Origin of the sequence: Streptomyces sp. NBC_01116 (genome assembly GCF_041435495.1) — a bacterium.
Lineage (GTDB): Bacteria > Actinomycetota > Actinomycetes > Streptomycetales > Streptomycetaceae > Streptomyces.
This window is the reverse complement of record NZ_CP108644.1, coordinates 3440596-3459196: the sequence shown is the minus strand read 5'-3', so window position 1 is coordinate 3459196 and position 18601 is coordinate 3440596. Positions and strand designations below refer to the sequence as shown.

The following is an 18601-nucleotide window of genomic DNA, read 5'->3' as shown; positions in this document are numbered from 1 at the left end:
CCCCATGATGGGCAGAACGATCTTCATCGACCCGGGGCGCTGCATCGGCTGCCAGGCCTGTGTCTCCGCCTGCCGCGAATGCGACTCCCACCGCGGCAAATCGATGATCCACCTCGACTACACCGACGAGGGCCACTCCGTCGCCTCCCTCCCCACCGTCTGCATGCACTGCGAGGACCCGGTCGCCCCGTGCGCCGAGGTCTGTCCCGCCGACGCGATCCTGGTGACCGCGGACGGCGTGGTGCAGCAGGCCGACACCACCCGCTGCATCGGCTGCTCCAACTGCGTCAACGCCTGCCCCTTCGGCGTACCGAAGATCGACCTCCAGGCGAAACTGCAGATGAAGTGCAACCTCTGCTACGACCGCACCGCCTACGGGCTCGCCCCCATGTGCGCCACGGTCTGCCCGACCGGAGCCCTCTTCTACGGAACCGTCGAGGAGCTCCAGGCGGAGCGCCCCGGCGTCCAGGTCGCCGACACCTTCGTCTTCGGCGAGACCGAGGTCCGCACCGGCGTGGCGATGGTCGTCCCCGCCGAACGGGTCCAGTGGCCGGTCCCCGGCGGGCTTCCCGTCGTCGAGATCAACGGGAAGGACGTCCGTCGATGAGCGTCACCGAACAGCAGCCGGGTGCCGAGCACCCCGCCGGGGGAGACCCGCGCGAGGCGCTCCAGGACCGGATCGCCGCCGACTCCCTGACCACCCGGCGCGACTACCTCCGGATCGTCACCACCGTCTCCGGCGGTCTCGCCGTCGGCGGCATCGGGGTGGCCGCGGGCATGCTCCACCGCCACGGCGACGGCGAGGAGGGCAGGGCCCCCGAGGCGAAGCGCGTCGCCGGGGGACTCCAGCCCGGCGAGTCGATCGCCTTCCGCTACCCGGGCGAGGAGGACCGGGCCGTCGCCGTCCGCCTCGACGACGGCACTCTCGTCGGCTACTCCGCCGTCTGCACCCACCTCGCCTGCGCCGTGCTCTGGCGCAAGGACCGGGGAACGGAGGGCGAGCTGTACTGCCCCTGCCACGAAGGAGTCTTCGACGCCCGGTCCGGCGAGGTCACGGCGGGGCCGCCGCCGCGCGGGCTGCCCAAGGTCGTGGTCATCGAGCAGGACGACGGCAGTATCTGGGCCGTGGGGACCACCCGCTCCGGCGAGAGCATCGAGGCGGGCCTCTGCCGCCAGCTCGGCGGCGACCGCCCCGACCTCGCGTCCCGCATCGGCTGCCCCGACATCGGCAACGGAGCCGAAGCCCCGCCCCGGGCCGCCGGCGAGACCTCCGCCACCGCAAAGAACCCGGGCAGGCGGGCATGAGCGACACCCCGCACCCCGAGCAGCCCCTGCCGCCCCCCGGCAGCCACTACCCGACGTACCACCCCGGCAGCGCCGACCCCGAGCTGAACCGGCCCGTCCACGAGCGGTATCCGCAGATCCGCCCCACCAGCGGATACGGGGACCCGCGCGTCCGGCACACCGGCCCCGGGCCCGGAGCGGGCACCGACCAGGACCCCGTGCGCTCCTCGAAGCTGACCGCCCGGCTCACCCTGGCCATGACCGTCGTCATCGGCCAGCTCTGGGGACTGACGGTCCTGATCGACGAGTGGATGGAGGGCAACACCGGCACCGCCTGGTGGGGGGCCGGCTTCCTCTGTCTGTCGTTCCTCGTCGTGCTGGGCCTGTGGCTCATCGACCCGAAGGACCGCTGACGCCCGCCGCCCGGCTCCACGGCGGCTCACACCGCGTGGTGAGCCGCCGTACCCTGGAGACATGAGCGCCGCCCCCACCCCCAGCCCGCGCGATGCGAAGCAGCAGCAGCCACAGGAGCAGCCGCACGAGGAACCGAAGCCCAAGCCGGTTCTGGACTTCGACGATCCGCTGGACCGGCAGTCCGCGGACGATACGGACCAGGGGTGGGGCGAGCGGCCTCTCTCCGGCGGCAGTGCCGCGGACCTCGCGCGTTTCCTGGACGAGAAGCCGCCCCACCACATCTGAGCGAGGGCCCGGAGGGCTACCGGTCCTCGCGCGGGCCGGCAGTCGCCCCGCCCGCCCCGCCCGTTCCCCCGCGGCCCTCGCCCGAGACCGGCCGGGAGTCGGGCGTGCCACCGGAGCGCTGCGCCACGAGGGCGTCGCGGATCTCCTTCAGCACCTCCAGCTCGCTCACCTCCAGCGTCTCCTGCACGCCTTCCTTGGCGGCCTGCGCCGCCGCCCGCCTCGCCAGGTACTTGGCCATGGGCAGCACCATCAGGAAGTACACGACAGCAGCGGTGATCAGGAAACTGAGGGCGGCGCTGAGCACCGAGCCCCACAGGATCTCGATGCCGTCCGTCTTCCCGGTCCTCGGGTCCGTGGTGCAGGGGCCCCGGAGGCAGGAGCGGTAGCCGTCCAGGTCCTGGGTGCCGAACGCACCGACCAGGGGGTTGATGACGCCCTTGACGACAGCGTTCACGATGTTGGTGAACGCGGCGCCGATGACGACAGCCACCGCGAGGTCGATCACATTGCCGCGCGTCAGGAAGACCTTGAAGCCCTCCAGCAGACTGACCTTCTTCTCGCTCACGGGTGAGCCTTCTTTCGCATGGGCGGTGAGGGGAGCGAACTGCTCCGCCAGCTAAGGCGGGAGAAGGCACCACTGTCCAACCCGCGAGCGTCCCCGGGTGATGTGAGAAGACGTCAGTTCGCATCGGACACCGCCACGGCCAGCCGTCCCGAAGCACCCGCGCCCAGCAGCGCCGCGGCCGTCGACCGCTCCACGGACAACACCACCAGCGCCCCGGCCCCGGCGACCCCCGCTCCTCCGATGCCATCGGCCCCTCCCGTACGGTCCGCCCTCTCCACGCCGCCCGCCCCGGCGCCGGACACGTCCGCCGCTCGACCGCCGGGTCCTGTGCCCGCGTACGGCACCTTCGCCACGCGCACCCCTCGTGCCACCACGCGCGCCGCGCCGCCGGTGTCACCGACCGCGATCACATCGACCCGGTCCCCGGGGCGCAGCAGCCGTACCGTCTCGGGATCCGCGATCCTGACCGGCGCGGAGACCAGTCGTACGGACGACCGGTCGGCCCTCGGCGGAACGTCCGGCGCGCCGGCCTCTCCGTCGGCGCTGCTCAGGCCCGTGGTGGCCAGCGCGGCCCCCGCCAGCGCGAGCCCCGCGGCCGCCGCACGCCGCTGTCGGCGCAGCATCCGGCGCAGCCGGTCCGCGCCACCGCCCCGCACGCGCAGGGGCCCGAACGGCCCCACCCCGCACGGCGCGGGCACCGGCGCCGGAGGCGGAGGCAGAGACGGAGGCGGAGACGGGGACCGGGACGGTGAAGGGGGTGAAGGGGATCGGGACGGGAAAGGAGGCGTGGACATGGCACCACCTGGACTCGGGCGGACGAGGGCAAGGGAGAGGGGAGTCCGGGCCGGTTGATGCGGCCGGACTCCCCTCACTTTCCACCGTTCCCGCAGATCCCGCCGAGGCCTGTGGACAGCCCTCGCGCTGGGGACAACTCCGTCACCCGTTCCGGCGACGACCACCGTGCCCGAGCAGCGGAGAGCCCTGTTACGGCAGGGCGATCCCCGTGTCGATCCCGTCCAGGGCGTGGGCGCACGTGCAGTTGCGGTTCTCGGTCCTCGGCAGCCCGGCCACCGCGTCGAACAGCACCGAGCGCAGCCGGTCCACGTTGGCCGCGAACACCTGGAGGACCTCCTCGTGCGAGACGCCCTCGCCCGCCTCGGCCCCCGCGTCCAGGTCGGTCACCAGGGTCATCGTGGTGTAGCAGAGCCCCAGCTCACGGGCGAGGACGGCTTCGGGGTGTCCGGTCATGCCCACGACGGACCAGCCCATCGCCGCGTGCCAGCGCGATTCCGCACGGGTCGAGAAGCGGGGGCCCTCGACCACCACCAGGGTTCCGCCGTCCACCGGCTCCCAGCCGCGGCCGTGAGCCGCGGCGAGCGCGGCCTTGCGCCCCTCGGGGCAGTACGGGTCGGCGAAGCCCAGATGGACGACGTTCGGCACGGTCCCGTCGGCCCGGGTCTCACCGTCGTAGAAGGTCTGCACACGGGCCTTGGTGCGGTCCACCAGCTGGTCGGGGACGAGCAGGGTGCCCGGCCCGTACTCCGGGCGCAGTCCGCCCACCGCGCACGGGCCGAGCACCTGCCGGACCCCGACGGAGCGCAGTGCCCACAGGTTGGCCCGGTAGTTGATGCGGTGCGGCGGCAGGTGGTGGCCGCGTCCGTGGCGGGGCAGGAAGGCCACCCGCCGGCCGCCGAGCTCGCCGAGGAAGACCGAGTCGCTCGGCTTCCCGTAAGGGGTGTCCACCGCGACCTCGGTGACGTCCTCCAGGAAGGAGTAGAAGCCCGAGCCGCCGATGACCCCGATCTCCGCGGAACCCGCCATACCCGTACCGGTGCCCGTTTCGTCAAGTGCGTTCGCCATGCGGTCACCGTATCGGGAGCCGTGTTCGCCGGCACGAACGCCCGGACCCCGCCGAGTGGCCTCGGCGGGGTCCGGTGAAAAGCAGGTGGGGCGTACGCGGGCTCAGGCGGCCGACGTACCGCTCGACGAGGCCGGCGCGGAGGCCGACGACGACGAGGAGGAGGCGGACGAAGAGGACGACGACGAAGCGCTCGCCTTCGTGTCCGAACCCGACGACGAGGACGACGCGGAGTCGGACGACTTCGCCCCCGTCGACGCAGCCGTGCTGCTCGACGAGGAGCCGCGGCTGTCGTTCCGGTAGAAACCGGAACCCTTGAAGACGATGCCGACCGCGGAGAACACCTTCTTGAGGCGTCCGTCGCAGCTCGGGCACACGGTCAGGGCATCATCGGTGAACTTCTGCACCGCCTCGAGGCCCTCGCCGCACTCGGTGCACTGGTACTGATAGGTCGGCACTTGCTCCTCCTGGCACTCTCACTCAGTGAGTGCTAACGACGGTCCATACTGACGTATTCCGTTGAATCAGTCCACCGTGACCGGCTCGCGGTGACCGATCCCACGTGCCACGGTGCGTCCCGGGGACTTCGGCGTCAGCCGCGAACGCAGGGCCAGCAGGGTCATCAGGGCCAGCGTCGTTCCGGCCAGGGGAACCAGGAAACCGGTGCTCGCGCCATGGGCGTCGGCGAGTTGCCCCGCCACGGTCACGGCCGCCGCCTGTCCGAGTGCCACGGCGCCCGTCAGCCAGGTGAAGGCCTCGGTGCGGGCGGTGGCGGGCACCAGCGCGTCGACCAGGGTGTAGCCGCTGATCAGCGCCGGAGCGATGCAGAGGCCGACCAGCAGACCGAGCCCGGCCAGCAGCGGCACCGAGTGCACGGCCCACAGGCCGGACGCGGTCAGGGTCAGCGCCACGTACCCGACGATCAGCCGGCGGCGCGGGCTGCTCTTCCAGGCGATGGCGCCGCAGGCGATGCCGGCCAGCATGTTGCCCGCCGCGAAGATCCCGTAGAGGACACCGTTCACCCCGGGGTGGCCGATCTCCTCGGAGAACGCGGTCAGCGAGACCTGCATGCCGCCGAAGACCGCGCCGATGCCCAGGAAGGTGACGGCCAGGACGCGCACACCCGGCACGGAGAGCGCCGAGGCGTGCGGTTCGGCCGCGGTGGCCGCGTCGCGCGGGGCGGGCTGGGTGGCGCGCTGCGCGGCGAAGAACAGGCCGCCGACCAGGGTCAGGGCGGCTTCCGTGATCAGTCCGGCCGCCGGGTGCACGCCGGTGCACAGCGCGGTGGCGATCACCGGGCCGAGCACGAAAGTGAACTCGTCCGTCACCGACTCGAACGCGGCCGCGGTGGACATCAGCGGAGAGGCGGGCCGGTCGCGGGTCGCCCCCAGCATCGCCGCCCAGCGGGCCCGCACCATGGGGCCGATCTGCGGGATCGAGGCGCCGGTCGGCACGGCGGCGACGAACAGTGCCCACAGGGGCGCGTCCGCCAGCGCCAGCACGGTCAGCGCGCTCACGGAGACGGCGTGGAGAAGGACCCCGGGGAGCAGGACCGCGCGCTGGCCGAAACGGTCGGCGAGCTTGCCGCTCTGCGGGGCGAACAGCGCCATGGCGACGCCGGAGACCGCCGCGACGGCGCCCGCGCTGCCGTACGAGCCGGTCGTGTGCTGCACGAGGAGGACGATGCCGATGGTGAGCATCGCGAAGGGCTGCCGTGCGGCGAAGCCCGGGAGGAGGAAGGTCCACGCACCGGGGGTGCGCAGCAGTTGCCCGTATCCGGGGCGGTCGGAGACCGTGGGTGCCACGGTCCTTGCCTTTCTGCCGCCTGGTGGCCCTGCTTCCCGGCGCCCTTGTGGGGCGGGCCGGACGGAAGCGGCCGAGAGCTGTCCTCTTCGCGCGGAACTGCGGTAGATGCCGGGCGACTCGCTGCAATCGGCGAGGAAACGCCGGGCGAAGAGACACCACGACCGCCATACGGTCGCGCCAGCTCTGCTTCAGACAGAGTTGGTCGATCAGGTTTGCCTTCATGATACAGGCGGGGAGCCCTGTAAGCCTGTGATTGCGCACAGGGCTCCCCGTATCAGCCTGTGATCTGTGACGCTTCCGCTGCGCACCGCCCGGGTCGTCGCCTCTGAGGAGTGCCGGGAAGCCTCGCGTGGTTCCGGTGCGTCTCGGGGATTCTCAGGTGCTGGTCCTCGTGCCGCTGCCGCCGGTGCTCCCGTTCGCGCTTCCGCGTCCGCGTCCACTTCCCTTTCCAGGTCCACGTCCACTTCCGTTGGCGCCTGTACCGGCACTGGCGGCGGCACCGCCGAGCTTCTTGGCCAGCTTCATCGACTGCGGGATGGCGGAAGCGCCGTGGGGTCCCGCCATGCCGGGTGCGCCGGAGGCGGGGGACCTGTCCGTGCCCAGCCAGCCGGCCAGCTTGCCGCCCTCGCCGACCGCCCGCAGCCGTTCCTCCGCCCGGTCGCGTACCGGATCGGTGGCCACCACCAGCAGTTCGTCCCCGCGCCGCAGCACGGTCGCCGGGGACGGCACGAAGCTCTTGTCCTCGCGGACCACCAGCGTGACCGCGGCACCGGCCGGGAGCCGGAGTTCGCCGACCTCGACGCCGTGCATCTTGGACTTCGTGGGGATGGCGACCGACAGCAGGTGGCCGCGCAGCCGCTCCAGCGGGGCCGACTCGATGCCCAGGTCGGCGGCCTCGGCCGGATCGTCGGCGATGTTCAGCTTGTTCGCGACCCACGGCAGCGTCGGGCCCTGGATCAGGGTGTAGACGATGACCAGGACGAACACGATGTTGAAGATTCTCGTACTGCCCTCCACCCCGGACACCATCGGAATGGTCGCCAGGACGATGGGCACCGCTCCGCGCAGCCCGGCCCACGACATCAGGACCTTCTCGCGGGCCGGCAGCCGGAACGGCGCGAGGCTCAGGAAGACCGACAGCGGCCGCGCCACCATCGTCAGCACCAGGCCCACGACGATGGCGGGCCAGAAGTCGTCGACCAGGTCGTGCGGGGTGACCAGCAGGCCGAGCAGCACGAACATCCCGATCTGGGCCAGCCAGCCGAGCCCGTCGGCGAAGCCCCGGGTGGCGGGCCAGTGCGGCAGCTTGGAGTTGCCGAGGATCATCGCGGCCAGGTAGACGGCGAGGAACCCGCTGCCGTGGGCCATGGCGCCCGCCGCGTACGCGGAGACGGCGATGGCCATCACGGCGATCGGGTAGAGGCCGGAGGCGGGCAGCGCCACGTGCCGCAGCCCCAGGGAGCCCAGCCAGCCCACCGCGATGCCGATCGCGGCGCCGATGACCAGCTCCATGGCGATCTCCGCGACCAGGACGTACCAGTGCTCGACCGGGCCGACCGCGGAGAACGCGACGACCATGATGACGACCGGGGCGTCGTTGAAGCCCGACTCGGCCTCCAGGACCCCGGTGATCCGGGGCGGCAGAGGCACTCTGCGCAGCACGGAGAAGACGGCGGCCGCGTCGGTCGAGGAGACGACCGCGCCGATGATGAGGGCCTGGCGCCAGTCCAGGCCGACCAGGTAGTGCGCGGCGGCCGCGGTGATGCCCACGCTGATGGCGACGCCGACGGTCGAGATCACCGCGGCCGCGGGCAGGACGGGTTTGACCTCTTTCCACTTCGCTCCGAGCCCGCCCTCGGCCAGGATGACGACCAGGGCGGCATAGCCGAACACCTGCGTCAGCTCGGCGTTGTCGAACTTGACGTCGAAGATGCCGTCCTGCCCCAGGGCGATCCCGATGCCGAGATACAGGAGCAGGCTGGGGAGCCCGCTGCGCGAGGAGATCCGTACCGCCGCCACGGCGACGAGCAGGACGAGCGAGCAGACGAGCAGGAGTTCGTTGAGCGCGTGGACAGTCAGGGTCCGTTCCTTCCCTGCGTGCGCCTGCCGGATCGTCCTCCGGCAGCCAGTTACTTCGTTACCTTACCTAATCTTTAACGATTTCTTGACGGGTTCGAGTGTTCGTACGAGGAAGACGCAAATGGATGCATCCCTATACCGCGTCCGAGTGGCTTCTCCGCTGCGCCTATGGTTGCTCCTGCACTCCCAGGACCACCCTGCCCCTCGAAGGACAGCGATGCCCGCCAACACAACCGCCTCTTCCGGCCCTTCCGACGCGAAGAAGCCCGGCAGGAAGAAGGGGCGACGCGCCCGCCTGCTCGTGCTCGTCCTGGTGCTGGCGCTCGTCGCGGGTGTCGGATACGGGGCGTACTGGTCCGTGTCCACCGTGCGGGCCTCGTACCCGCAGACCACCGGGTCGATGACTCTCGACGGCCTCACCGGCGACGTCGAGGTCAAACGTGACTCCTACGGAATCCCGCAGATCTACGCGGACTCCGACGCCGACCTCTTCCGCGCCCAGGGCTTCGTCCAGGCCCAGGACCGCTTCTGGGAGATGGACGTCCGGCGGCACATGACGTCCGGCCGGCTCTCCGAGATGTTCGGTTCCGGACAGGTGGAGACCGATTCCTTCCTGCGGACGCTCGGCTGGCGGAAGGTGGCGCAGAAGGAGTACGACGAGGTCCTGGACGAGGGCACCAAGAAGAACCTCCAGTCGTACGCGGAGGGCGTCAACGCGTATCTGAAGGGCAAGGAAGGCCGGGACATCTCGGTCGAGTACGCGGCTCTGGGGCTGACCAACGACTACAAGCCCGGCGAGTGGACCCCGGTCGACTCGGTGGCCTGGCTGAAGGCGATGGCCTGGGACCTGCGCGGCAACATGCAGGACGAGATCGACCGTTCGCTGCTGACCAGCCGCCTCGACAAGGACCAGATCGAGGACCTGTACCCCGGCTATCCGTACAAGCAGAACAAGCCGATCGTCGAGAACGGTGCGATCTCCCCGGTCACCGGGAAGTTCGACCCCGAGGCGATCCCGTCGGACACCATCGGCTCCGCGACCCCCGAGGGCGCCACCGAGGGCCTCAACACCCAGATGGCCGCCCTCTCGGACACCCTCGACGAGATCCCGGCGCTGCTCGGCCCCAACGGCAACGGCATCGGCTCGAACTCCTGGGTCGTCGACGGCAAGCACACGACGTCCGGCAAGGCGCTGCTCGCGAACGACCCGCACCTCGCGCCGATGCTGCCCTCCCTCTGGTACCAGATGGGCCTGCACTGCCGGGAGCTCTCCACGACCTGCCAGTACGACACGGCCGGCTACACGTTCTCCGGCATGCCCGGTGTGATCATCGGTCACAACCAGGACATCGCCTGGGGCCTGACCAACCTGGGCGCCGACGTCACCGACCTCTTCCTGGAGAAGGTCTCCGGCGACGGCTATCTGTACGACGGCCGGACCAAGTCGTTCAAGACCCGCGAGGAGACCATCAAGGTCGCCGGCGGCAGGGACCGGAAGATCACCGTCCGTGAGACGAACAACGGGCCCCTGGTCTCCGACCGCAGCAAGGAACTGGACAAGGTCGGCCAGAAGGCTCCCGTCGGCGCCTCGGCGCCCGACCGGGCCGACGGCTACGCGGTGGCGCTGAAGTGGACCGCGCTGGAGCCCGGCAAGTCCATGGACGCCGTGTTCGCGCTCAACCGGGCCAAGGACTTCACCACCTTCCGGAAGGCCGCCGAGAACTTCGAGGTCCCCTCGCAGAACCTCATCTACGCCGACACCGACGGCAACATCGGCTATCAGGCCCCCGGCAAGATCCCGGTCCGGTCCGAGGGCTACGACGGCACGGCGCCGGCCCCGGGCTGGGACCCGAAGTACGCGTGGAAGGACTACATCCCCTTCGACGAGCTGCCCTACGAGTACAACCCGGACCGCGGCTTCATCGTCACCGCCAACCAGGCGGTCATCGACGAGGAGAAGTACCCCCACCTCCTGACCAAGGACTGGGGCTACGGCGCACGCAGTCAGCGGCTCAACGACCTCCTGACCCAGAAGATCAAGGGCGGCGAGAAGGTCTCGACCGATGACATGCAGAAGATGCAGATGGACAACTTCAGCGAGATCGCCGCGCTGCTGGTGCCCGAGCTGAAGAAGATCAACATCTCCGACCCGAGCGTCCGCGAGGCCCAGAAGCTGCTGGAGGGCTGGGACTACATCCAGGAGCCCGACTCGGCCGCCGCCGCGTACTTCAACGGCGTCTGGCGCAACATCCTGAAGCTCGCCTTCGGCAACAAACTGCCCAAGGAGATGCGGGTCGAGGGCGACTGCATCAACGTGCCGCCGGTCAAGAACAGCGGCCCGGCCGACCAGCAGAGGAAGCTCGTCCGCGAGTGCGGCCAGCGCGACGGCGACACCGCGCAGCCGGACGGCGGCGACCGCTGGTTCCAGGTGGTCCGCGACATCGTGGACGACCAGGACAACGAGTGGTGGAAGGCGCCCGCCCGGGGCCGCGAGGCCGCCCTGGAGAGCCGGGACGACCTGTTCGCCCGGGCGATGGAGGACGCCCGCTGGGAGCTGACCTCCAAGCTCGGCAAGAACATCTCCACCTGGAGCTGGGGCCGCCTGCACCGGCTGACGCTGAAGAACCAGACGCTCGGCACCGAGGGCCCCGGCCTGCTCCAGCGGGCGCTCAACCGCGGCCCCTGGAACCTCGGCGGCGGCGAGGCGGCGGTCAACGCCACCGGCTGGAACGCGGCGAGCGGCTACGAGGTCGTCTGGGTGCCGTCGATGCGGATGGTCGTCAACGTGGGGGACTGGGACAAGTCCCGCTGGATCAACCTCAGCGGTGCCTCCGGGCACGCGTTCAACGCGCACTACACCGACCAGACCGACAAGTGGGTCGACGGTGAACTGCTCGACTGGTCCTTCGGGAAGGACGCGGTCGACGCGTCCACCGTCGACACGCTGACGCTGAAACCGTAGGGCTATCGAGGGTTCACGAAGCGCCGCGCTCCGGCCGGCGTGACCACGGCGTCCACGGGGTGGTCGTGCGGTTCCGAGGGGACCCGCGCGACCACCTCGTCGTCGTACAGGAGCACGACGAGCGAAGGGCGCGCCCCGGCGGCCGTCAGCCGGGCGAGCACCCGGTCGTAGCTGCCTCCGCCGCGCCCCAGCCGCATCCCGGCCCCGTCCACCGCGAGGCCGGGCAGCAGCACCGCCTCGGCTTCCAGGACGGCGGCGGGGCCCAGGCGTGCGCCGTTCGGCTCAAGGAGCCCCCGACCGGCGGGCAGCAGGTGCTCCGGGCCCTCGTAGGCCGCCCAGTCCAGGTCGTTGTCGGCCAGGAGGACCGGCAGCAGGACCCGGACGCCGCGCCCGCGCAGCGCCTCCAGGAGGGCGCGGGTGCCCGGTTCGCGCCCCACGGAGACGTACGCGGCGACCGTACGGGCGTCGGCCAGTTCGGGCAGGCGCAGGGCCGCCTCGGCAAGAACCGCGGCGCTCCGGGCGGCGTCCTCCTTCGTCAGGAGGGCCCGTGCGGCGAGAAGTTCACGCCGCAGTGAGACCTTCGCGGACGTCTTTCCGGACTTGTCGGTGTTCAATGGTGACTCGCACGATTCTCTTATGGGCATATTTAAGGACGAAGTTAACCGGAATATCAGCTTCCGGCCGTGTTCAGCCGTTAAGGTCTGCACATGACTCAGTCGCACCCCAGGATCAGCAAGGCCGTCATTCCGGCAGCAGGTCTCGGCACCCGGTTCCTGCCCGCCACGAAGGCCACTCCCAAAGAGATGCTGCCTGTCGTCGACAAGCCCGCCATCCAGTATGTCGTCGAAGAAGCCGTCGCAGCGGGCCTCTCCGACGTGCTGATGATCACCGGTCGCAACAAGCGTCCCCTCGAGGACCACTTCGACCGCAACTACGAGCTGGAGTCCGCGCTCACCCGCAAGGGCGACGCCGAACGCCTCGCCAAGGTCCAGGAGTCCAGCGACCTGGCCACCATGCACTACGTGCGACAGGGCGACCCGCGCGGCCTCGGCCACGCCGTGCTGTGCGCCGCCCCGCACGTGGGCGACCAGCCCTTCGCGGTCCTCCTCGGCGACGACCTGATCGACCCTCGCGACGCGCTGCTGGCCAGGATGGTCGAGGTCCAGGAGCGTGAGGGCGGCAGCGTCATCGCGCTGATGGAGGTCGACCCCTCGCAGGTCCACCTCTACGGCTGCGCCGCCGCGGACGCCACCGTCGACGGCGACGTCGTCCGCATCACCGACCTGGTCGAGAAGCCGGACCCGGCCGACGCCCCCAGCAACCTCGCCATCATCGGCCGGTACGTCCTGGACCCCGCGGTCTTCGACATACTGCGACACACCGAGCCGGGCCGCGGCGGCGAGATCCAGCTCACCGACGCGCTCCAGCTGCTCGCCGCGGACGAGAAGATCGGCGGCCCCGTGCACGGCGTCGTCTTCAAGGGCCGCCGCTACGACACCGGCGACCGCAGCGACTATCTGCGTGCCATTGTCAGACTGGCGTGCGAACGTGAGGACCTGGGGCCGGACTTCCGGACCTGGCTGCGCAAGTACGTCGCTGAGGAGATGTAACCCCGTGAGCAGCACGATCTGGTCGGTGGACGAGCACCTGGACGACATCCTCGCCGCGGTGAGGCCGCTGGAGCCCATCGAGCTGCAGCTGCCGGACGCCCAGGGCTGTGTCCTCGTCCAGGACGTCGTCGTGGAGGTGGCCCTGCCGCCGTTCGACAACAGTTCCATGGACGGTTACGCGGTCCGGATCGCCGATGTCGAGGGCGCCAGCGAGGAGTTCCCCGCGGTCCTCACCGTCATCGGCGACGTCGCCGCGGGCAGTGCCGGGCTCGCCGACGACCAGGTCGTCGGACCGGGGCAGGCCGCCCGCATCATGACGGGCGCGCCGCTGCCGGCCGGTGCGGAGGCCGTGGTCCCGGTCGAGTGGACCGACGGCGGTACGGGCGAGGGCCCGGCCGCCGCCATGCGCGCCCACAGCGACGCGCCCGAGGACGCCGCCGGCGAGGTCAGGGTGCACCGGCCCGTCGTGGCCGGCGCCCATGTGCGCGAGCGCGGCAGCGACGTCGAGCCGGGCGACCTGGCCCTGGCCGCCGGGTCCGTCGTCGGCCCGCCGCAGATCGGGCTGCTCGCGGCGATCGGCCGCGCCACCGTGGTCGTGCGGCCCCGCCCCCGCGTGGTCGTCCTGTCCACCGGCAGCGAACTGGTCCAGCCCGGCGAGCAGCTGACCGGCGGCCAGATCTACGACTCCAACAGCTTCGCGCTGACGGCCGCCGCCCGGGACGCCGGAGCCATCGCCTACCGGGTCGGCGCGGTGACCGACGACGCCGAGACGCTGCGCGCCACGATCGAGGACCAGCTGATCCGCGCGGACATCGTCGTCACCACGGGTGGTGTCAGCGTCGGCGCCTACGACGTGGTCAAGGAGGCGCTGTCCTCCGTCGGGGACGAGGACGAGCCCGGCAGCGGGGTCGAGTTCCGCAAGCTCGCCATGCAGCCCGGCAAGCCGCAGGGCTTCGGCTCGATCGGCCCGGACCACACCCCGCTGCTGGCCCTGCCGGGCAATCCGGTCTCCGCCTACGTCTCCTTCGAGTTGTTCGTCCGGCCCGCCATCCGTGCCCTGATGGGCCTCACCGACGTGCACCGCCCGACGGCGCGCGCCCGGTTGAGCGCCGACAAGGCGCTCACGTCGCCGGACGGCCGCCGCCAGTTCCTGCGCGGCCGGTACGACGCGGAGGCGGGCACGGTCACCCCGGTCGGCGGTTCCGGATCGCATCTGATCGCCGCCCTCGCGCAGGCGGACGCGCTGATCGTGGTGGACGAGGACGTCACCTCGGTCGAGCCCGGCGCGGAGACGGACGTGATCCTGCTCGGCTGACCGCCGCCCGGTGGCGGTACGGTATCTGCCGCCGTGCCTTCCGGGGGTCCCCCTCCGGTTCCCCGAGGTCCACCGGCGCCCCTACCGCTAGGCGGAGTGAGTTGAGTACGCAGAACAGGCTGACGCACATCGACGAGGCGGGCGCGGCCCGCATGGTCGACGTGTCGGAGAAGGACGTCACCACCCGGGTCGCCCGCGCCGCCGGCCGGGTGCTCGTCTCGCCGCGCGTGATCGAGCTGCTGCGCGGCGAGGGCGTCCCCAAGGGCGACGCCCTCGCCACCGCCCGGATCGCCGGGATCATGGGGGCCAAGCGCACCCCGGACCTGATCCCGCTCTGCCATCCGCTGGCCGTCTCCGGCGTGCGGGTCGACCTGAGCGTGGCCGACGACGCGGTGGAGATCACGGCCACCGTGAAGACGACGGACCGCACGGGCGTCGAGATGGAGGCCCTGACCGCGGTCTCGGTCGCGGCGCTCACGGTGATCGACATGGTCAAGGCCGTCGACAAGAGCGCGGTCATCACCGACGTACGGGTCGAGGCGAAGTCGGGCGGCAAGTCCGGCGACTACCGGCGCACCGCGCCGGAGGGAACGGACACGTGACGCCGCCCGGGCCCGGAGCCCCCGGCCACGAACAGACGGCGGCCGAGCCCTCCCCGTACACCGCGCTCGTCGTCACCGCCTCCAACCGGGCCTCCGCCGGGGTGTACGCGGACAGGGGCGGCCCGCTGATCGCCGAAGCGCTGCGCGGCCTCGGCTTCACGGTCGACGGCCCGCAGGTCGTTCCGGACGGCGACCCGGTCGAGGCGGCCCTGCGCGCGGGCGTCGCCGCCGCGTACGACGTGATCGTCACCACCGGCGGTACGGGCATCTCGCCCACCGACGCCACACCCGAGGCCACCCGTCGCGTCCTCGACCACGAGATCCCCGGCATCCCGGAGGCGATCCGGGCCGAGGGCCGGGCCAAGGTCCCGACCGCCGCCCTCTCCCGGGGCCTCGCGGGCGTCGCCTCCCGCACCCTGATCGTCAACCTCCCCGGCTCCACCGGCGGGGTGAAGGACGGGCTCGCGGTCCTCGGCCGGCTCCTGGTGCACGCCGTCGACCAGCTCCGCGGCGGCGACCACCCACGACCGGGGAGCCCGAGCTGAACGTCGCGACCTGGCCGGTGACGCTGACCGACGGCGAGATCGTTCTGCGCCCGATAAAGATGCGTGACCAGCGGATGTGGCGCGAGGTCAACCGGCGGAACCGTGACTGGCTGCGCCCCTGGGAGGCGACCGTCCCGCCACCCGCCCCGGGCGGTCCGATGGCGCAGCGGCCCACGTACCGGCAGATGGTCCGCCATCTGCGCGCCGAGGCGAACGCGGGGCGGATGCTGCCGTTCGCCATCGAGTACGAGGGCCGGCTGGTCGGTCAGCTCACGGTCGCGGGGATCACCTGGGGCTCGATGTGCTCCGGTCACATCGGTTACTGGGTCGACCGGAGCGTCGCCGGGCGCGGGGTCATGCCGACGTCCGTGGCGCTCGCCGTGGACCACTGCTTCCGCGCCGTGGGCCTGCACCGCATCGAGGTCTGCATTCGCCCCGAGAACGGGCCCAGCCGCAGAGTGGTGGAGAAACTCGGATTCCGCTCGGAGGGCGTGCGCCCGCGCTATCTCCACATCGACGGGGCCTGGCGCGACCATCTGATCTTCGCCCTCACCGCCGAGGAAGTACCCGAGGGGATGCTCCGGCGGTGGCGCCGGTCGCGCCCCGTGCCGCCGCGGGGCCCCGAGCCGTCCGGTGAAATGGAATAGGTGTTCGAATTAGATCGCCGAAAGACCGCATGAGGTCGGGCTATCGGCGGCCGTTGATTCGAACAATCACAAAAAAAGTCCGTGATATCAGCCGGATCGTGCGACACACCGGGCCAATTGGCGGATCCTTCCGTGCAAACCCCTCTACGGTGTGAGCGTGAGCAGCAGCGGCCTCATCTACGCAGTCATCGTCGGGGCCTGGGCCGCCTACTTGGTGCCGATGTGGCTCCGCAGGCAGGACGAGCTCAACGAAGCCCGTCCTACGGAACGCTTCAGCACCGCCATCCGGCTGCTGTCCGGACGGGCGGCGATGGAGCGCCGGTACGCCAAGGAGCTGCGGGAGCGCACCGCCGAGGAGGCGACGCCCGACGTCGACCCGGACCGGGAAACGGACCGTATGGAATCCGTGGACGTCCGGGCCTTCGCCGCGCCTCCGGCGCACACCGAAGCCAGGCTGACCGACCCGGCGCACGCGGCCGAGCGTGCCCCGGACCCCCAGGCCCCCGACCGCCCGGCGCACGACCGGGAGTCGCACGACCGGCGGGCGGGGCATCAGCCCCCGGACCGTCGGGCGCACGAACGCCGGTCCGGCGAGCGTCCCGCGGAGCACGTCCCGCCCGCCCGCCGCCGTCCCGGCTCCGGTGCGGCCGACGCCGAGCGGGCCCGGCGCGCCCAGCGCTCCCAGGTTCTGGCGCGGCGCAGGCGGACCACCGTCGTCCTCTTCCTGGCCTTCACGCTCGGAGCGGTCGTCGCGGCGGTCGGCGGCCTCGGCTTCCTGTGGGCGCCCGCGGTCCCTGCCGTGCTGCTGAGCACGTACATCGTGCATCTGCGCGCCCAGGAACGCCGGCGGTTCGCCTTCACCATGGACCGCCGCCGGGCCGAGGACGCGGCGCAGCGGCTGCGCGAGAACCGCCCCCGCAGGCACCAGCCCACGGCCCCCGCACCCGCCGAGCCCGACGACGACTCCGAAGCGCACCACCCGGAGCCGGAGCCCACGCCCACCGTCTCCCCCCAGGAGGCCGGCCGCCGCGCCCTCGTCGAGCAGACGGACCACGCGGAGTGGGTGGACCAGCAGCGCGAGCGCGGTCGCGTCCAGGGCGACAGCTGGGAGCCCGTTCCCGTACCGCTGCCCACCTACGTCACCGCGCCCGTCGCCCCCCGGGCCACGGGCGGCGTGGAGGTCGGCGACCCGGAGACCTGGAGCGCGGCCCGCTCCAGCACGGCCGAGCCCACCCAGACGGGCACCTCGCACCCCACGGCCCCGGCGGTCGACCCGGCTCCGCGTCAGCGCACGAACCAGTCACGCCGTCACCGCGACCGGGGCCGGACCCCGCTCTTCGACCAGTACGACGACGAGGACCGGCCGCGTGCCGCCAACGAGTGAGGCGGCGGGTGGCGCTCGGAAATCCCGGCACCGCTGACCAGCGGAGGAACGGATTTCCAAGCACCCCTGTAGGGGTGCTAGAGTTTCACACGTCGCAAGGGCCTGTGGCGCAGTCTGGTAGCGCACCTCGTTCGCATCGAGGGGGTCTGGGGTTCAAATCCCCACAGGTCCACAAGACGACAGTTCTTGGGTAGCTCTCAGGGACGTTGACGAGATCCCGTTCCGCCGCAAGGCGGGGCGGGATCTCGTCGTTCACGAGGTGTGTTGGAGGCCACGTCCGGACGTGGGCGGTCCCGCAGCGCCCCGTGACTACCGTCATGGCCGTGACCGAACCCTTGTCGAACGAGGCCCTGAGGGATTTCCTGAACACCGTGCGAGCCGGCGAGGTTCGTACCGGCCGAGTCGTCCGCGTCGACGACCGGGAGGCGCTCGTCGAACTGGACGGGTTCTCCGGTCCGGGGCAGGCGCTGGGACGTATCCCTAGCGGCGATCTGACCCGTAAGGCCGTGGGGCACCCGTCCGAAGCCGTGAGCATCGGGCAGCGGCTCACCTTCGAAGTGACAGCCGTCGACGGGGAGCAGCAGTACGTCTGGGCGTCGGCCTCGGCGTGTGAGGACCCGGCCCTGCGAGCATTCCTTCTCGGCCTGCGGCGTGGTGCGACCCATCGGGGCCGGGTGCAGAGCGTCCACGGCTTCGGCGTGTTCGTGAACCTCGACGGCGAACCGGACCATGAGGGCACCACCGGGTTCATCAGAGGCCCCGAACTGAGTTGGCGGCGGGTCGACCATCCCGCCGACGCCGTCACGGTCGGCCAGCAGGTCATCGGCGAGATCATCGGCGTGGACACCCGGCGTGGACAGGTTCAGTTGTCGCTGAAGGCCCTCCAGGAGGACCCGCTCGTTCCCTTCGCGGACCGGGCGGGCACGGTCATGGCCGGGCAGGTCACCAAGCTGGTTCCGTTCGGAGCCTTCGTCCGCATCGCCGACGGTGTCGAGGGCCTCGTGCACACCACCGAATTCGTCGAAGAGCCCGTCGAGGACCCCGGCCGGATCGTCAGCGAGGGCGACGAGATCACCGTACGGATCGTCGAGGTCGACCTGGTGCGCCGCCGCGTCACCCTGTCCGCCAGGAATCTGCCGTAGAAGGGGAAACGATCTCTCCTGTGACGGCCTGCTCGGGATCCAACCCGGTGATCATCGATCGGAAGCGGTTCACGGAATCCCGTCCGGGCGAACCGTCCGGACG

19 protein-coding genes and 1 tRNA gene are annotated in these 18601 nt (G+C 71.3%); 13 read left to right on the top strand and 7 right to left on the bottom strand.

Going from position 1 to position 18601, the window contains the following annotated elements:
- Positions 1-4 precede the first annotated feature (4 nt).
- From OG245_RS14965 to OG245_RS14950, 4 genes are all read left to right on the top strand, one after another.
- A complete protein-coding gene (locus OG245_RS14965; RefSeq protein WP_007452552.1) occupies positions 5-607 on the top strand; it encodes a 4Fe-4S dicluster domain-containing protein in 603 nt (200 codons plus the stop codon).
- Positions 604-1305 carry a ubiquinol-cytochrome c reductase iron-sulfur subunit gene (locus OG245_RS14960; protein WP_371624016.1) on the top strand — a complete coding sequence of 234 codons (702 nt, stop codon included), beginning with the start codon at positions 604-606 and terminating at the stop codon, positions 1303-1305. The genes OG245_RS14965 and OG245_RS14960 overlap by 4 nt, the downstream gene beginning before the upstream one ends.
- Complete coding sequence (locus OG245_RS14955; RefSeq protein WP_371624015.1) at positions 1302-1697, top strand: hypothetical protein; 396 nt, start codon at positions 1302-1304, stop codon at positions 1695-1697. The genes OG245_RS14960 and OG245_RS14955 overlap by 4 nt, the downstream gene beginning before the upstream one ends.
- A gap of 61 nt (positions 1698-1758) precedes the next feature.
- Entirely contained in the window at positions 1759-1983 is a 225-nt protein-coding gene (locus tag OG245_RS14950; protein ID WP_371624014.1) for a hypothetical protein, read from the top strand.
- 16 nt (positions 1984-1999) lie between these two features.
- Here OG245_RS14950 and OG245_RS14945 read toward each other — a convergent pair whose 3' ends face one another.
- From OG245_RS14945 to OG245_RS14920, 6 genes are all read right to left on the bottom strand, one after another.
- The gene (locus OG245_RS14945) at positions 2000-2548 is read right to left on the bottom strand and encodes an MscL family protein (RefSeq protein ID WP_371624013.1); all 549 of its coding nucleotides are present in this window, start codon (positions 2546-2548) and stop codon (positions 2000-2002) included.
- 113 nt (positions 2549-2661) lie between these two features.
- Positions 2662-3342: a hypothetical protein gene (locus OG245_RS14940; protein WP_371624012.1), complete on the bottom strand. Its 681-nt coding sequence runs from the start codon at positions 3340-3342 to the stop codon at positions 2662-2664.
- 190 nt (positions 3343-3532) lie between these two features.
- Entirely contained in the window at positions 3533-4408 is an 876-nt protein-coding gene (locus OG245_RS14935; protein ID WP_371624011.1) for an S-methyl-5'-thioadenosine phosphorylase, read from the bottom strand.
- A gap of 102 nt (positions 4409-4510) precedes the next feature.
- A complete protein-coding gene (locus tag OG245_RS14930; protein WP_371624010.1) occupies positions 4511-4864 on the bottom strand; it encodes an FmdB family zinc ribbon protein in 354 nt (117 codons plus the stop codon).
- Positions 4865-4930: 66 nt separating this feature from the next.
- Positions 4931-6211: an MFS transporter gene (locus OG245_RS14925; protein ID WP_371624009.1), complete on the bottom strand. Its 1281-nt coding sequence runs from the start codon at positions 6209-6211 to the stop codon at positions 4931-4933.
- Positions 6212-6587: 376 nt separating this feature from the next.
- Positions 6588-8231, bottom strand: a complete 1644-nt coding sequence (locus tag OG245_RS14920) for a potassium/proton antiporter (protein WP_371624008.1) — start codon at positions 8229-8231, stop codon at positions 6588-6590.
- 277 nt (positions 8232-8508) lie between these two features.
- Here OG245_RS14920 and OG245_RS14915 point away from each other — a divergent pair, with 277 nt between their 5' ends.
- Positions 8509-11253 carry a penicillin acylase family protein gene (locus tag OG245_RS14915; protein ID WP_371624007.1) on the top strand — a complete coding sequence of 915 codons (2745 nt, stop codon included), beginning with the start codon at positions 8509-8511 and terminating at the stop codon, positions 11251-11253.
- Between the two features lie 2 nt (positions 11254-11255).
- Here OG245_RS14915 and OG245_RS14910 read toward each other — a convergent pair whose 3' ends face one another.
- The gene (locus OG245_RS14910) at positions 11256-11867 is read right to left on the bottom strand and encodes a 5-formyltetrahydrofolate cyclo-ligase (protein WP_371624006.1); all 612 of its coding nucleotides are present in this window, start codon (positions 11865-11867) and stop codon (positions 11256-11258) included.
- Between the two features lie 93 nt (positions 11868-11960).
- Here OG245_RS14910 and galU point away from each other — a divergent pair, with 93 nt between their 5' ends.
- From galU to OG245_RS14870, 8 genes are all read left to right on the top strand, one after another.
- Positions 11961-12863, top strand: a complete 903-nt coding sequence (galU, locus tag OG245_RS14905) for a UTP--glucose-1-phosphate uridylyltransferase GalU (protein ID WP_371624005.1) — start codon at positions 11961-11963, stop codon at positions 12861-12863.
- 4 nt (positions 12864-12867) lie between these two features.
- Complete coding sequence (glp, locus tag OG245_RS14900; protein WP_371624004.1) at positions 12868-14178, top strand: gephyrin-like molybdotransferase Glp; 1311 nt, start codon at positions 12868-12870, stop codon at positions 14176-14178.
- 101 nt (positions 14179-14279) lie between these two features.
- Positions 14280-14780 carry a cyclic pyranopterin monophosphate synthase MoaC gene (moaC, locus tag OG245_RS14895; protein WP_371624003.1) on the top strand — a complete coding sequence of 167 codons (501 nt, stop codon included), beginning with the start codon at positions 14280-14282 and terminating at the stop codon, positions 14778-14780.
- On the top strand, positions 14777-15325 hold the full coding sequence (locus OG245_RS14890) for a molybdenum cofactor biosynthesis protein B (RefSeq protein ID WP_371624002.1): 549 nt from the start codon (positions 14777-14779) through the stop codon (positions 15323-15325). The genes moaC and OG245_RS14890 overlap by 4 nt, the downstream gene beginning before the upstream one ends.
- A 17-nt stretch (positions 15326-15342) precedes the next feature.
- The gene (locus tag OG245_RS14885; RefSeq protein ID WP_371624001.1) at positions 15343-15972 is read left to right on the top strand and encodes a GNAT family N-acetyltransferase; all 630 of its coding nucleotides are present in this window, start codon (positions 15343-15345) and stop codon (positions 15970-15972) included.
- A gap of 157 nt (positions 15973-16129) precedes the next feature.
- Positions 16130-17356: a gephyrin-like molybdotransferase receptor GlpR gene (gene glpR / locus OG245_RS14880; RefSeq protein ID WP_371624000.1), complete on the top strand. Its 1227-nt coding sequence runs from the start codon at positions 16130-16132 to the stop codon at positions 17354-17356.
- A 98-nt stretch (positions 17357-17454) separates the two neighbouring features.
- Positions 17455-17528: transfer RNA gene (locus OG245_RS14875), tRNA-Ala, on the top strand.
- Between the two features lie 145 nt (positions 17529-17673).
- Positions 17674-18498 carry a S1 RNA-binding domain-containing protein gene (locus tag OG245_RS14870; RefSeq protein ID WP_371623999.1) on the top strand — a complete coding sequence of 275 codons (825 nt, stop codon included), beginning with the start codon at positions 17674-17676 and terminating at the stop codon, positions 18496-18498.
- Positions 18499-18601 lie beyond the last annotated feature (103 nt).

Bases quoted from the DNA above. Each gene is read 5' to 3' on its own strand.
- OG245_RS14965 (WP_007452552.1), top strand. From the start codon at position 5: ATGATGGGCAGAACGATCTTCATCGACCCGGGGCGCTGCATCGGCTGC.
- OG245_RS14960 (WP_371624016.1), top strand. From the start codon at position 604: ATGAGCGTCACCGAACAGCAGCCGGGTGCCGAGCACCCCGCCGGGGGA.
- OG245_RS14955 (WP_371624015.1), top strand. From the start codon at position 1,302: ATGAGCGACACCCCGCACCCCGAGCAGCCCCTGCCGCCCCCCGGCAGC.
- OG245_RS14950 (WP_371624014.1), top strand. From the start codon at position 1,759: ATGAGCGCCGCCCCCACCCCCAGCCCGCGCGATGCGAAGCAGCAGCAG.
- OG245_RS14940 (WP_371624012.1), bottom strand. From the start codon at position 3,342: ATGTCCACGCCTCCTTTCCCGTCCCGATCCCCTTCACCCCCTTCACCG.
- OG245_RS14935 (WP_371624011.1), bottom strand. From the start codon at position 4,408: ATGGCGAACGCACTTGACGAAACGGGCACCGGTACGGGTATGGCGGGT.
- OG245_RS14915 (WP_371624007.1), top strand. From the start codon at position 8,509: ATGCCCGCCAACACAACCGCCTCTTCCGGCCCTTCCGACGCGAAGAAG.
- galU (WP_371624005.1), top strand. From the start codon at position 11,961: ATGACTCAGTCGCACCCCAGGATCAGCAAGGCCGTCATTCCGGCAGCA.
- OG245_RS14870 (WP_371623999.1), top strand. From the start codon at position 17,674: ATGGCCGTGACCGAACCCTTGTCGAACGAGGCCCTGAGGGATTTCCTG.